The sequence below is a fragment of the Actinomadura meyerae genome, from assembly GCF_900188445.1.
Classification (GTDB): domain Bacteria; phylum Actinomycetota; class Actinomycetes; order Streptosporangiales; family Streptosporangiaceae; genus Spirillospora; species Spirillospora meyerae.
Genome location: NZ_FZOR01000034.1, coordinates 1 through 12,771, shown reverse-complemented (window position 1 = coordinate 12,771; position 12,771 = coordinate 1). Strand labels below are relative to the sequence as shown.

Here is a 12,771-nt window from a genome sequence, read left to right as displayed (position 1 = left end):
CGCGCCAGGGAGGCTGCCATGTTCGACCCCAGGGCCGAGGCGATGTCGGTGGACGAGCGCGCCGCGCTGCAGCGGCACCGGCTGTGGGGGCTGGTCGACCGGCTCCTCGCCGCCAGCGGTGTGCAGGGCCGTCGGCTGAAGGACGCCGGCGTCACCGGCGGCTCCGACATCACCCTCGCCGCCCTCCGCGACCTCCCCTTCACCACCAAGCAGGACCTCTGGGACGGCTACCCGTTCGGGATGCTCGCCGTCCCGCAGGACCAGGTCGCCGCCGTGCACGGCTCCAGCGGGACGCGCGGGCGCCCGACGCTCGTCGCCTACACCAAGGCCGACCTCGACCTGTGGGCGGCGATGTGCGCGCGTTCCCTGTCGTGCGCCGGGGCGTCGCCGGGGAGCATCGTCCACAACGCCTACGGGTACGGGCTGTTCACCGGCGGCATCGGCATCCACCAGGGCGCCGTCGCGCTCGGCGCGACCGTGGTGCCGATGTCGGGCGGCATGACCGACCGGCAGGTGCGGATGCTCGCCGACCTACGCGCCGACATCCTCACCTGCACCCCGGCGTACGCGCTGCGGCTCGGCGAGGCCATCGCCGAGGCCGGCGTCGAGATCCCCGCGCTCAAGGCCGGGCTGTTCGGCGCCGAGCCCTGGTCGGAGGAGCTGCGCAGCGCCATCGAGGCCGTGCTGCCGATCAAGGCGATGGACGTCTACGGCCTGTCCGAGGTCATCGGGCCCGGCGTCGCGACCGAATGCCTCGAACAGGACGGCCTGCACGTCAACGAGGACCACTTCATCGTCGAGGCCGTCGACCCGTCCACCGGCGAACCCGTCCCGGACGGCACGCCCGGCGAACTCGTCTTCACCACCCCGACCAAGCAGGCGCTGCCGCTGCTGCGGTACCGGACCGGCGACATCGCGTCCCTGACCCGCGCCGAATGCCCCTGCGGCCGGACCCTCGTCCGGATGAGCAAGGTCATCGGCCGGGTCGACGACATGATCGTCGTGCGGGGCGTCAACGTGTACCCGAGCGAGGTCGAGCGGGTCCTGCTCGGCTCCGGGCTCGTCCGGCCGCACTACCAGCTCGTCGTCGACCGGCGCAGCCCGTCCGTGCGGCTCCTCGTCGCGTGCGAGGCGCTCTCCGGCGACCCGCGGGCCGACCTCGCGCACGCGCTCCGCGAGACGCTGGGCCTCGCCGCGGAGGTGTTCGTGCTGCCCGACGGCACCGTGCCGCGAACCGAGGTCGGCAAGGCCGTCCGCGTCGTGACCTGGGAGGACGGCCACCCGCCCATCACCGGCCTGAGCTGACCCCGGGGCCCCGGGCGTTCCGGGCCCCGGACCGGCTGGCTATTCTCGTCGCCATGACGCAAAAGCGGCGGCTCGGGGTCATGGGCGGCACCTTCGACCCCATCCACCACGGGCACCTCGTGGCCGCGAGCGAGGTCGCGCACTTCTTCTCGCTCGACGAGGTCGTGTTCGTCCCGACGGGCCTCTCGTCCCACAAGGAGGGCCGCGACGTCACCGCCGCCGAGGACCGCTACCTCATGGCCGTCATCGCCACCGCGTCCAACCCGCGCTTCTCCGTCAGCCGCATCGACATCGACCGGCCGGGCCCCACCTACACCGTCGACACCCTCCGCGAGATGCGCGACATCCAGGGGCCCGACACCGACCTGTTCTTCATCACCGGCGCCGACGCGCTGGAGAAGATGCTCACCTGGCACGACACCGACGAGCTGTTCGAACTCGCCCACTTCATCGGCGTCACCCGCCCCGGCCACCGCCTGGCCGACCCGGGCCTCCCCAACGGACGCGTCTCCCTCATGGAGGTGCCCGCCCTGTCGATCTCCTCCACCGAATGCCGCGAACGCGTCCACGCCGGAGAACCGATCTGGTACCTGGTCCCAGACGGGATAGTCCAGTACATAAACAAACGAGGCTTGTACTAGCCGCCTTGGGTATCAACCCCAGTACCCCGAAAGCCCAGCCCCGGTACGGGTCGGGCGGCCGGAGGGCGCCCAGCGCCCGGAGGCCGCACGACCCGCCGAGCCGGTCGACCGCAGCGACACGCCGCAAACCCGCACGGTCACAAGAAACCCGCACCGTGGCGTGAGGATCGACCGGCTCGCAACGGGGGTTCCAGGGGGTCGCCCCCTGGGCCAACACACCACGGGTCGGGCGGCCGGAGGGCGCCCAGCGCCCGGAGGCCGCACGACCCGCCGAGCCGGGCGACCGCAGCGACACGCCGCAAACCCGCACGGTCACAAGAAACCCGCACCGTGGCGTGAGGATCGACCGGCTCGCAACGGGGGTTCCAGGGGGTCGCCCCCTGGGCCAACACACCACGGGTCGGGCGGCCGGAGGGCGCCCAGCGCCCGGAGGCCGCACGACCCGCCGAGCCGGGCGACCGCAGCGACACGCCGCAAACCCGCACGGTCACAAGAAACCCGCACCGTGGCGTGAGGATCGACCGGCTCGTGACGGGGGTTCCAGGGGGTCGCTCCCCTGGGTAGACAGGAAAGGGCCGCATGTGCATGTGCGGCCGTACATCGACACGGGGGTACCGGTGTCCGCGGGCCGTGAGAGGCTGTGAACGGAGACGACCCCTACAGGGAGGATCGCGAGCGCATCGTGACCGCATCCGAGAGGGCGGCAGAGCTCGTCCGGATCGCCGCCGAGGCGGCGGGCGACAAGCTGGCCGACGACATTCTTGCCTACGACGTGAGCGAGCAGCTCGTCATCACCGACGCGTTCGTGCTCTGCTCCGCCCCCAGCGACCGGCAGGTCCGCGCCATCGTGGACGAGGTCGAGAAGCGCCTGCGCGAGGAGGCGGACGCCAAGCCCGTCCGGCGCGAGGGCGAGCGTGAGGGCCGGTGGGTCCTGCTGGACTACGCCGACATCATCGTGCACATCCAGCACGAAGAGGACCGCATGTACTACGCCCTCGAACGCCTGTGGAAAGACTGCCCCCTCATCGACCTGCCGGAGAGCGTGACCGCCCACCAGGCTCAGCGCGCCCGTGCCGTCGGGAGCGCGAGTGAGTGACGCGCGCCCCGCCCGCGAGCCGGGCAAGCGGCGGCTCGTGCTCTGGCGGCACGGCCAGACCGCGTGGAACGTCGAGCGCCGCTTCCAGGGCAAGACCGACATCCCGCTCGACGAGACGGGCGTGCAGCAGGCTCAGCGGGCCGCGCGGCTCCTCGCCGGGCTCCGTCCGACGGCGCTGCTCGCCTCGCCGCTGCGCCGCGCCGCCGACACCGCCCAGGCGCTCGCCGACATCACCGGGCTCCCCGTCCGCTACGACAAGGACCTGATCGAGCGCGACGGGGGCGCCTGGGAGGGCCTCACGTCCCGTGAGATCCGCGAGCGCTACCCGGCGGAGCACGCGGCCTGGCAGCCGCCGGGCGGGGAGACCAGCGCCCAGGTCGCCAAGCGCGTCGGCGCCGCCCTGGAGCGCGCCCTCGACGATCTGCCGCCGACTGGCCAGCTCGTCGTCGCCTCGCACGGCGCCGCGCTGCGCCTCGGCATGTCCCATCTCCTCGGGCTGCCCGAGGAGACCTGGGAGCGCCTGGGCGGGCTGTCGAACTGCTGCTGGTCCGTCATCACCGAGATGCGCGACGGCGGCTGGCGCCTCGCGGAGCACAACGCCGGGACGCTCCCCGAGCCCGTGCTCAGCGACGACCGTCCCGACGCGGGCACCTGACCGGCAAACGATTCGAGCGCAGCCCCGTCCGTCCTATACACTGGCGGGGCGCTGCGGGATGAACGTCCATGCAGCGGCGGGGCTATGGCGCAGTTGGTAGCGCGCCTCCATGGCATGGAGGAGGTCTGGGGTTCGAATCCCCATAGCTCCACTCGGAGTCGGGAGTGGTGTGGTCGGAGCTTTGCTCCTTCCGCGCCACTCCTTCGTCATTTTCCCGGGGGCGACCCCTGGAGCCCTGATGTGGGGGCTCCGGCTCCACGCCCCCTTGCCGGTTTCCGTTTTCCTGTTTCCTTGCGGTTGGCGGGGGCCCCTTGGCTCTCGGTTGGGGCCGTCTGGCGACTCGCGCGTGCGGGACGGCCTGAGCATGGCGGGCGCGATGGTTTCATGCGGGGTATGGGAAGACATCGCAGGGGGGCGAAGCGAGAGGTCACGGTGGCCGACCTCATCGACGAACTGCGGCGGTTCGAGCCCGGGGCGCCGGTGCGGCTGGCGGTCCAGCCGCGGCTGCCCCAGGAGCACGCCGTCGGGGGCGTCGCGGAGGCCGACGGCATGGTGTGGATCGGCGACGGCGGGCACCGCGGGTACGCGCCGGACGAGGTCGCCGAGCGGTTCGGGTGGAGCTGACGCAAAGGCTTCACCATGGCGGCGGCTACCTTTGCTCCGGCCGCGCTTCGCACTGTCGATCATGCGGGAACAGCCAGTGACGTGGCGATGCATGATCGAGAGAGTTGACCCCAATGAGAAACCCCATGCTTGGGCTGCTGCCCGCCGCGGTCGCGGCGGTGGCCGTCACGGCGGTGGCCGTGCCGGCGTCCGCGGAGGAGGCGCCGCAGCCCGCCCCGCAGACCTACACCCTGAGCGACTGCCCCGAGGCGCTGGGCTTCCTGACGTCGCTGCTCAGTTCGCTGCTGAAGAGCCCCGACGTCACCCGGGCCGTCTGCTCCACGCGGGCGGAGGAGGACGCCAAGGACGCGCAGGACGCGCAGTACGCGTGGGACGCCTGGGGCGAGGAGACCGCGCCGCTCGAGAGCACCTACACCGGCCGCGACGGGCGCACCAGCGTCGAGGAGAACGCGCTGCTGGGCCTCGTGGAAATGCCCAAGAATCTCGTCATCAAGGTGCCGACGCTCGACGAGGGCCTGTACACGTACACGTCCGGCGGCCGCTGACGCCAGCGGGCCGCGGAGGGGCGTCCTTCGCGGCCCGTGTCCCAACAGCTCCCAGCGTGCACTAAGCTTTTCCTCGACCGAGGGGCTATGGCGCAGTTGGTAGCGCGCCTCCATGGCATGGAGGAGGTCTGGGGTTCGAATCCCCATAGCTCCACGCTCGGCTTCGGAGTGGACGGCCTGCGGGCCGCCACTCCTTTGTCGTTTCAGGCGGTGGGAAGCGTCGTGTAGCGCAGGACCGCGCCCACGGGGTGCACCGGCGGCTCGTCGTTGGACGGTACGACGACGAGTTCGCTGTCGGTGGCCGCGGCGGCGCGGACCAGGGCGGCGGCGGCGCGCTCCGCCCGGGGGTCGGTGATGCCGAACTCCTCGCGGAGCTCCTCGGGGGTGGCGGCGACCTGGATCGGGTCGGGGCCGATCCACAGCCGCTCGTCGAGGTCGGCGTCGTCCGCCACCAGCAGCGTCTCGACCTGGCCGTGCCGCAGCGCCTGGGTCGTCGCTGGCAGGCCCGACACCGCGCGCTCGCCGTTGGCGAGTTCCCGGTCGAAGCGCTCGGCGACCGTCATGACGTGCTCGGTCGTCTTCAGTTTGAGGAGGCGGTCCAGCTCCTCGTCCAGGCCCGGATCGTCGATGTCGGTGTTCCGGTCCGCCTCGACGGTGTGCTCCAGGACGTTCTCCGACACCTCCTCCAGGACGGCGTTGCGGGCGCGGACGTCGCCGGCGATCACGACGGCCTCGGCGCGGCAGCGTTCGGCGGCGCGGTCGATCTCGTGGGCGACCTTCTTGGCGTTGATCTTCCAGCTGTTCTCCGAGGAGCGCTGGTACCGGGACTGGTTCCAGTCGCCCGCCTTCACCTTGCGGATGGGGTACTCCTCGTCGCCGGGCACGTCGATGCGCTCGTGCCTGCCCCCGGCGTCCACGCAGTCGATCGCGCCCCCGAGGCGGTCGACGACGGCCACCAGGTGCGGGAACCGCTCGCCGCGCTCGGCCAGGTACGGCAGGACGTCCGGGAGCGGCGCGAGCGTCGCGCGGGTGACGCGGGGCGGGTGGGGGAGCCGTTCGCTGTACACGACCTCGCCGTCGGCCGCGAAGACGACGATGCCTTCGGAGCGGCGCATCGCCAGCTCGTCCTCGATGGTCCGCGCGATCGCGCGGAGGGTGGCCTTCGGGGTGTTCTGGTCCTCCAGTTCCGCGCGCAGCGCCCGCCACCGCAGCTCCGCGGCCTTGGCCGCGTCCTCGGTCGTCCGGGTGAGGTCGGCGTAGACCGACGCGTAGGGGCCCGGACGTTCATACAGCCTCTTGAGGAATGCCAGATCCATGGGACGGCCGTACCCGATGCGGCTGGGACAAACGTGATGAAGGGGTGGTTCGTGTGGTTTTGTCGGGGTCAGCGGTCAGCCCCTCATCCCTTCTCCTTCCGGGGGTCCACGATGAGGCAGAACTCGTTGCCCTGCGGGTCGGCGAGCACCGTGGTGGGCCAGCCGTCGTCCACGAAGGGGCCGCGGACGACGGTGGCACCGAGCCCGGTGACGCGGGCGAGTTCCGCGTCCATGTCGGCGACGCGGAGGTCCGGGTGCATGCGGTTCTTGCCCGACTTCGGTTCGGGGACGCGCTGCAGCAGCATCATCGGGCCCCGCCCGGACGGGTCCGTCAGATGGACGTACGGGGGGTCGTACTCGCCGCGGTCGTAGCCGAGGGCGGCGGCCCAGAAGTCGGCGAGCGCGTCCGGGTCGGGGCAGTCCAGGACGAAGACGAGTTCCATCTAGTGGTCGCGCAGCGCCTTGACCAGCTCGGACTTGTTCATCGAGGAGCGGCCCCCGATGCCGATCTCGCGGGCGCGCTCGAGCAGCTCGTCCTTCGTCCAGTCGTCGTAGGAGGGGTTCTCGCCGCCCTTGCGGCCCACGTTCTTCCTGCCGCGGTTCGCGGAGGCGTTCGCGATCCGCGCGGCCTTCTCCTTGCTCGCGCCCTCGTCACGCAGCTTCTGGTACGTCTTCTCGTCCTTGATCTGTGCTCTAGCCATATCGGGACGACTACCCGGCACACGAAGTCCACACATCGGCGACAATGGCATCCGGAAAGGGGACTTGTGCGCATCGGCATCCTGGGCCCGCTCGACCTGCGGGACGAGGCCGGCCGGCCCGTGGAGGTCGGCGGCCCGAGGCTGCGCGCCCTGCTCGTCCGGCTGGCCGCCGAGGGCGGCCGGGCCGTGTCCGCCGACCGGCTGCTGGACGACCTGTGGGACGGCGCCCCGCCCGGCGGCAACGCCCTGCAGGCGCTCGTGTCGCGGCTGCGCGGCGTCGCGGGCCGCGACATCGTCGAGCACGGCCCGGCCGGCTACCGGCTCGGCGTCGATCCGGGGCAGGTCGACGCGGTCGCGTTCGAGCGGTGCGCCGCGGCGGCCCGCGCCGCGGACGACCCGGCGCGGCGGGCCGCCGGGCTGCGCGCCGCGCTCGCGCTGTGGCGGGGCCCCGCCCTCGCCGACGTCGCCGACGCCGAGTTCGCCCACCCGTTCGCCGCGCGGCTGGAGGAGCTGCGGGTCGCCGCCGTCGAGGACCGCGTCGAGGCGGAGCTCGCCGCCGGCCTGCCCGTCCCGCCGGTCGCCGAGCTGGAGCCGCTCGCCGCCGCCCATCCGCTCCGCGAACGGCTGCGCGGGCACCTCATGCGGGCGCTGTGCGCGGCGGGGCGGCAGGCCGAGGCGCTGGAGGTGTACGAGGAGACGCGGCGCGCGCTCGCCGACCGGCTCGGCGTCGACCCGTCCCCGGAGCTGGCCGCCGTCCACCTGTCGATCCTGCGGCGGGACGCCCCGGCGCCCGCCGCCCCCGTGGTTCCCGCCACTTCCGTGCTTTCCGCCGCCCCGGCGCCCGCCGCCGAGCCCGCCGCCACAGGGCCCGTCGCCGCGTCCGCGCCGCGCACCAACCTGCCCGCGCAGCTCACCAGCTTCGTCGGCCGGGAGGAGGAGTCGCGCCGCGTCGGCAAGCTGCTCCGCGAGACCCGGCTCGTCACGCTCACCGGTCCCGGCGGCGCCGGCAAGACCCGCCTGGCCGGCGAGAGCGCCGCGGCACTGGTCGAGGAGATGCCGGACGGCGCCTGGTTCGTCCCGCTCGCCCCGGTCAGCGAACCCGGCGACACCGTGCAGGCCGTGCTGCAGGCGCTCGGCGTGCCCGAGACCATCCGGCCGGGCGAGACGCGCATGGCGGTCCGGCCCGTCGAGCGGCTCACCGACTTCCTCGCCGCGAAGCGGATGCTCATCGTGCTCGACAACTGCGAGCACCTCATCGACACGGTCGCGGGGCTCGTCGACCACGTCCTCGCGCACGCGCCGGGCGTCCGGATCCTCGCGACGAGCCGCGAGCCCCTCGGCATCACCGGCGAGTCGCTGTGCCCCGTCCCGTCCCTGCCGCTGCCGGACGAGGACGCCGCCGACCCCGCCGCCGCGCTCGGCTACGCCTCGGTCCGGCTGTTCGCCGACCGGGCCGCGGCCGTCCGCCCCGGCTTCGCCGTCGACGCCGGCACCGTCGCCGACGTCGTCGCGATCTGCCGGGCGCTCGACGGCATCCCGCTCGCGATCGAGCTGGCCGCCGCCCGGCTGCGCTCCCTCACGCCCGGCCAGGTCGCGTCCCGGCTCGGCGACCGGTTCCGGCTGCTGGCCGGCGGCAACCGCGCCGCGCTGCCCCGGCACCGCACGCTGCGCGCCGTCGTCGACTGGAGCTGGGAGCTCCTGGACGACGCCGAGCGCACCGTCCTGCGCCGGCTGTCGGTGTTCGCCGGCGGCGCCACCCCCGAGGGCGCCGTGCGCGTGTGCGGGCTGGCCGCCCCCGACGCGCCCGACCCGCACGACGTCATCGACGTCATCGCCGCGCTGATCGACAAGTCGCTGGTGATGGCGGACGGCGACGCCGAGGTCCGCTACCGGCTGCTGGAGACCGTCCGCGTGTACGCGGGGGAGCGGCTGGAGCAGTCCGGCGAGACCCGGCGCGTCCGGGACGCGCACGCCCGCCACCTCGTCGAGCTCGCCGAACGCGCCGAGCCGGAGCTGCGCCGCCGCGACCAGCTGCGCTGGGCCGAGCGGCTCGGCGCCGAACGCGACAACTTCACCGCGGCCCTCCGGCACGTGATCGAGACCGGCGACGTCGAGACGGGCCTCCGGCTCATCGGGGCGCTGGTGTTCTTCTGGGTGCTGCGCGACATGGAGACCGAGGCGGGCGGCTGGGCGGTCGCCGTGCACGCCATGGCCGGGGACACCGTGCCACCCGGCCTGGAGGAGCAGTACGCGCTCTGCGTCGTGTCCTCCCGCGTCATCACCGAGCTGAAGGACGGGCCGGGGCCGACCAGGGAGTCGTTGAGCGCCACCCTGCGCGAGGTCGTCCCCCTCGTGCCCGAGAAGCCGGCGCATCCCCTGCTGGCCCTCGCGCGGTGCGCCTCCAGCATCTTCGGCGGCGACATCGAGGCGATGCGCCGGAGCCTGCGCGACCTGGACGACCACTCCGACCCGTGGATCCGCGCCATCGTCCGCGTCTGCCTCGGGCACATGGCGATCCACACCGGTGAGATCCGCGAGGCGTCCACGGAGGTCGGCGCCGGCTACGAGCAGTTCCGGGAGCTGGGCGACCGGTTCGGGATGATCGTCGCGCTGAGCGGGATGATGCAGGTCGCCCTGGCCCGCGGCGAGGCGGCGGAGGCGATCCGGCTCGGCGAGGAGGCGTACGGGTACGCCACCACCGGGGTCAGCCCGGAGCAGGGCGCGGGCATCCTCACCCAGCTCGCCCGTGCGCGCTTCCAGCAGGGCGACGTCGAGGGCGCCCGCGCGGACCTCGAACGCGCCATGGAGCAGAACGAGCGGGTCGGCGAGTTCGCGGAGGCGGCGGGCGCCTCCTTGCAACTGTGCGAGGTGGCCCTGCATGAGGGCGACCGGGCCGCCGCGCGCGCACACGCCGACCGCGCGCACCGGTGGGTCGTGTCACGCGGACACCGGCCCGACTTCGTACAGACCGCCCGCCGCACCTACAGCCGCCTCGGCTGCCTCGCCGAAGAGGACGGCGACCTCGACGAGGCGAAGCGGCTGCACGCCGAGGCGCTGCGCGAGATGCACGACGACGTGCTCATGGGCAACCCGACCGTGGCGTCCCTCATCGAGGGCGTGGCCGCGTACGCCGCCGCGCGCGGCGCGTTCGTCCGGGCCGCCGAACTGCTCGGCACCGCCCACACCCTGAACGGCTACCGGGACGACGTCGCCTACGAGGTCCGCAGGACGCTGCCCCTCGTGACCGCCGCACTCGGCGACGACGCCTTCACCGCCGCCTACGAGCGCGGGCGCCAGGTCACCCGCCAGGGGGTCTTCGAGCGGGGTGACGAGATCGTCACTTCCGTCTGACCACGAACGGCTGCGCGCGCCACCCATGACTCCATCGGGTGGCGCGCGCGGCAGTCGAGCGGACCGCGGTCAGGCCCGCCGCGAGTACATGCGCATGGCCAGCGGGAACGTGACCAGAACGATCCCCGCGGCCCACGCGAGCACGTACCAGGCGTGGTTGCCGATCGGGCCGCCGACGGTCAGCGCACGCACCGACGCGGCCAGGTGGGTGACCGGGTTGACGTCCGTCCACGCCTGCAGCCATCCCGGCATCGTGTCCGTGTTCGGGACGAGGATGTTGCTGCCGAACGTCAGCGGCATCACCCACAGGAAGGACAGGCCCTGGACGGTGTCGGGCGACGGCGCGATCAGGCCCACCAGCACCGAGAACCAGCACACGGCGAGGTAGAACACGTACGCCAGCGCGAACGCCGCCAGCACCGACAGCGGGTCGGTGTGGAACCGGAAGCCCAGCGCCGACCCGAAGCCCACCAGCATCGTCATCACGGTGACGAACCGCGCCGTGTCCCCGAGGACCGTGCCGATGAGCGGCGCCGAACGGGCGATCGGCAGGCTGCGGAACCGGTCGAAGACGCCCTTGTGGATGTCCTCGTTCAGCGCCGTCCCGACGCCCATCGTCGCGAACATCGTCATCATCGCGACGAGGCCCGGCAGCAGCTCCTGCAGGTAGGCGTGCGTACCGCCCGCCACCGCGCCGCCGAACACGTACAGGAACAGCACCAGGAACACGATCGGCATGAGCGTCGTGTCCAGCAGCTTCTCCGGGGAGTGCCGCAACTGGGCGAGGTTGCGCCACGCCAGGGTCATGCCGTGCCGCAGCGTCCGCCGCGGGCTGACGCGCCCGGGCGGCTCGGCCACCGGACGGGAGTCGAGGGTCATCGTGGTCATGCCACGCTCCTTTCGAGTTCGAGACCGGCCTCTTCGGCCAGGTGGCCCGTGAGTGTGAGGAACACCTCGTCGAGGCTCGGCATCCGCAGCGCCAGTTCGGCCGCCGTGATGGACGCCTCGTCCAGCCGGCGCACCAGCGCGGACAGCAGCCCCGGGTCGTTCACCGGCGCCGTGACGAGCCCCGTCGCCTCCTGCACCTCGGGGCGCTCGCCGCTCAGCTCGGCCACGATCGCGGTGAGCTGGCCGGTGCGGTACGGCTCCGCGGCCCGCACCGCGAGCGTCTGCCGCCCGATCCGCCCCTTCAGCTCGTCGGACGTGCCCTCCGCGATGACCCGGCCGTGGTCGAACACCGCGATCCGGTCGGCGAGGGCGTCGGCCTCCTCCAGGTACTGCGTCGTCAGCAGCACCGTCGCGCCGTCGGCCACCACGGTGCGGACCGTGTCCCACACCTCGTTGCGGGCGCGCGGATCGAGCCCGGTCGTCGGCTCGTCCAGGAAGATGACCTCGGGGTGGTTGATCAGGCTCGCCGCCAGGTCGAGCCGCCGGCGCATGCCGCCCGAGTAGGTCTTCACGGCGCGCGACGCGGCGTCGGTGAGCCGGAACCGGTCGAGCAGCTGCCGGGTCCGCGCCTTAGCCTCCCGCCGGCCGAAGTCCAGCAGCCGCGCGATCATCACCAGGTTCTCGGTACCGGTCAGCTCCTCGTCCACCGACGCGTACTGCCCGGTCAAACCGATCTTCGCCCGGACGCGCGCCGCGTCCCGGCCCACGTCGTAGCCGCACACCTCGGCCCGTCCGGCGTCCGGCTTCAGCAGCGTCGCCAGCACGCGGACGGCGGTGGTCTTGCCCGCGCCGTTGGGCCCGAGCACCCCGAGCACCGTGCCGCGGCGCGCCGAGACGTCCACACCGTCCAGGGCGTGCGTATCGCCGAATGTCTTGCGCAGTCCCTCCGCGCGGATCACTTCGTCCATCGGCCCCGCCTTTCGTCATGCGTCATCTGTGACGGTGACCACGGTGCGGGACGGCGCTGACGCGGCACGGACATCGGCGCCCGGACGCTGACGCGCCGCTGACAGGTGACTGATGCCGCCGCGGTGAAATGTCGAATGACCTGCGGTTTCATGGCGTAAGTGGAAGGTGGGACCCGGGCCGTCCGGGGTGAGCCGGTCAGGAGGCGCATGGTCGGGGCCGCGCAAAGCCCTTGTGGGCGGGGCGTTCAGCGCGTCGTGTCGATTTGACGGGGTGCCCGGGGCTGCCTAATCTCTGTCGTGCCCCAAGGGGATGCGGGACGCCGAGAGGCGGACGGCCCCGGGGGAAGCCCAGAAGAGGAAAACGGTTCGCGGCTCGCTTCGAACCGAGGTACTCTCGAGTGGCGAGCCCGGACGGGATGCAGGACGCCGCGAGGTGGCCGGCCCGCAGGGCATCTCCTACGGAACGATCGTCGCCAGGTTCACTGCCCGGGGGTGTGTCGTCGCCGTGGGGGACTGGGAAGCCTCCGACCGTCAAAAAGATCTTCACTGATCGGCTTGACAACGGGAGCGGATCAGGTAAGTTAGTAGGGTTGCCCCGGAGCCGGGGTCCGCGAGAGCGGGGTTCGGCGCGGTGGGTGTCCGTTTCTTGAGAACTCAACAGCGTGTTAAAAGCCAGTGCCT

12 protein-coding genes and 2 tRNA genes are annotated in these 12,771 nt (G+C 72.7%); 9 read left to right on the top strand and 5 right to left on the bottom strand.

The features are described from left to right. Positions 1-18 precede the first annotated feature (18 nt). From CHF16_RS28465 to CHF16_RS28430, 8 genes are all read left to right on the top strand, one after another. A complete protein-coding gene (locus CHF16_RS28465) occupies positions 19-1,305 on the top strand; it encodes a phenylacetate--CoA ligase family protein (RefSeq protein WP_218826882.1) in 1,287 nt (428 codons plus the stop codon). A gap of 53 nt (positions 1,306-1,358) precedes the next feature. Continuing rightward, entirely contained in the window at positions 1,359-1,946 is a 588-nt protein-coding gene (gene nadD, locus CHF16_RS28460; protein ID WP_089329221.1) for a nicotinate-nucleotide adenylyltransferase, read from the top strand. Positions 1,947-2,628: 682 nt separating this feature from the next. Next, positions 2,629-3,042: a ribosome silencing factor gene (gene rsfS, locus CHF16_RS28455; protein WP_089329279.1), complete on the top strand. Its 414-nt coding sequence runs from the start codon at positions 2,629-2,631 to the stop codon at positions 3,040-3,042. Continuing rightward, positions 3,035-3,697, top strand: coding sequence for a histidine phosphatase family protein (locus CHF16_RS28450; RefSeq protein WP_089329220.1), 663 nt, complete (start codon positions 3,035-3,037; stop codon positions 3,695-3,697). Before rsfS ends, CHF16_RS28450 begins: the two co-directional genes overlap by 8 nt. 78 nt (positions 3,698-3,775) lie before the next feature. Beyond that, positions 3,776-3,848: transfer RNA gene (locus CHF16_RS28445), tRNA-Ala, on the top strand. Positions 3,849-4,129: 281 nt separating this feature from the next. Continuing rightward, a complete protein-coding gene (locus CHF16_RS28440; protein WP_143228155.1) occupies positions 4,130-4,321 on the top strand; it encodes a hypothetical protein in 192 nt (63 codons plus the stop codon). Between the two features lie 125 nt (positions 4,322-4,446). Next, the gene (locus CHF16_RS28435) at positions 4,447-4,866 is read left to right on the top strand and encodes a hypothetical protein (protein ID WP_089329218.1); all 420 of its coding nucleotides are present in this window, start codon (positions 4,447-4,449) and stop codon (positions 4,864-4,866) included. A gap of 81 nt (positions 4,867-4,947) precedes the next feature. After that, positions 4,948-5,020: transfer RNA gene (locus tag CHF16_RS28430), tRNA-Ala, on the top strand. Positions 5,021-5,069: 49 nt separating this feature from the next. Here the strand turns inward: CHF16_RS28430 and CHF16_RS28425 are convergent. The 3 genes from CHF16_RS28425 to CHF16_RS40495 all read right to left on the bottom strand — a co-directional run bounded on the left by CHF16_RS28425 (position 5,070) and on the right by CHF16_RS40495 (position 6,883). Continuing rightward, positions 5,070-6,182: a baeRF2 domain-containing protein gene (locus CHF16_RS28425; protein WP_089329217.1), complete on the bottom strand. Its 1,113-nt coding sequence runs from the start codon at positions 6,180-6,182 to the stop codon at positions 5,070-5,072. Between the two features lie 83 nt (positions 6,183-6,265). Next, entirely contained in the window at positions 6,266-6,625 is a 360-nt protein-coding gene (locus CHF16_RS28420; protein ID WP_089329216.1) for a VOC family protein, read from the bottom strand. Then, the gene (locus CHF16_RS40495; protein ID WP_179271741.1) at positions 6,626-6,883 is read right to left on the bottom strand and encodes a DUF7218 family protein; all 258 of its coding nucleotides are present in this window, start codon (positions 6,881-6,883) and stop codon (positions 6,626-6,628) included. A 66-nt stretch (positions 6,884-6,949) separates the two neighbouring features. Here CHF16_RS40495 and CHF16_RS28415 point away from each other — a divergent pair, with 66 nt between their 5' ends. Beyond that, on the top strand, positions 6,950-10,234 hold the full coding sequence (locus CHF16_RS28415) for an AfsR/SARP family transcriptional regulator (protein WP_179271740.1): 3,285 nt from the start codon (positions 6,950-6,952) through the stop codon (positions 10,232-10,234). A 69-nt stretch (positions 10,235-10,303) separates the two neighbouring features. On the opposite strand, the gene CHF16_RS28410 is transcribed toward CHF16_RS28415, so the two are convergent. Both CHF16_RS28410 and CHF16_RS28405 read right to left on the bottom strand, forming a co-directional pair. Then, a complete protein-coding gene (locus CHF16_RS28410; protein ID WP_089329214.1) occupies positions 10,304-11,122 on the bottom strand; it encodes an ABC transporter permease in 819 nt (272 codons plus the stop codon). Further along, positions 11,119-12,090 carry an ATP-binding cassette domain-containing protein gene (locus CHF16_RS28405; protein WP_089329213.1) on the bottom strand — a complete coding sequence of 324 codons (972 nt, stop codon included), beginning with the start codon at positions 12,088-12,090 and terminating at the stop codon, positions 11,119-11,121. Before CHF16_RS28405 ends, CHF16_RS28410 begins: the two co-directional genes overlap by 4 nt. Positions 12,091-12,771 lie beyond the last annotated feature (681 nt).

What these genes read in the sequence shown, in the direction of transcription:
- nadD (WP_089329221.1), top strand. Translation starts at nt 1,359, where the DNA reads ATGACGCAAAAGCGGCGGCTCGGGGTCATGGGCGGCACCTTCGACCCC.
- CHF16_RS28425 (WP_089329217.1), bottom strand. Translation starts at nt 6,182, where the DNA reads ATGGATCTGGCATTCCTCAAGAGGCTGTATGAACGTCCGGGCCCCTAC.
- CHF16_RS40495 (WP_179271741.1), bottom strand. Translation starts at nt 6,883, where the DNA reads ATGGCTAGAGCACAGATCAAGGACGAGAAGACGTACCAGAAGCTGCGT.
- CHF16_RS28435 (WP_089329218.1), top strand. Translation starts at nt 4,447, where the DNA reads ATGCTTGGGCTGCTGCCCGCCGCGGTCGCGGCGGTGGCCGTCACGGCG.
- CHF16_RS28405 (WP_089329213.1), bottom strand. Translation starts at nt 12,090, where the DNA reads ATGGACGAAGTGATCCGCGCGGAGGGACTGCGCAAGACATTCGGCGAT.
- CHF16_RS28420 (WP_089329216.1), bottom strand. Translation starts at nt 6,625, where the DNA reads ATGGAACTCGTCTTCGTCCTGGACTGCCCCGACCCGGACGCGCTCGCC.
- CHF16_RS28465 (WP_218826882.1), top strand. Translation starts at nt 19, where the DNA reads ATGTTCGACCCCAGGGCCGAGGCGATGTCGGTGGACGAGCGCGCCGCG.
- CHF16_RS28410 (WP_089329214.1), bottom strand. Translation starts at nt 11,122, where the DNA reads ATGACCACGATGACCCTCGACTCCCGTCCGGTGGCCGAGCCGCCCGGG.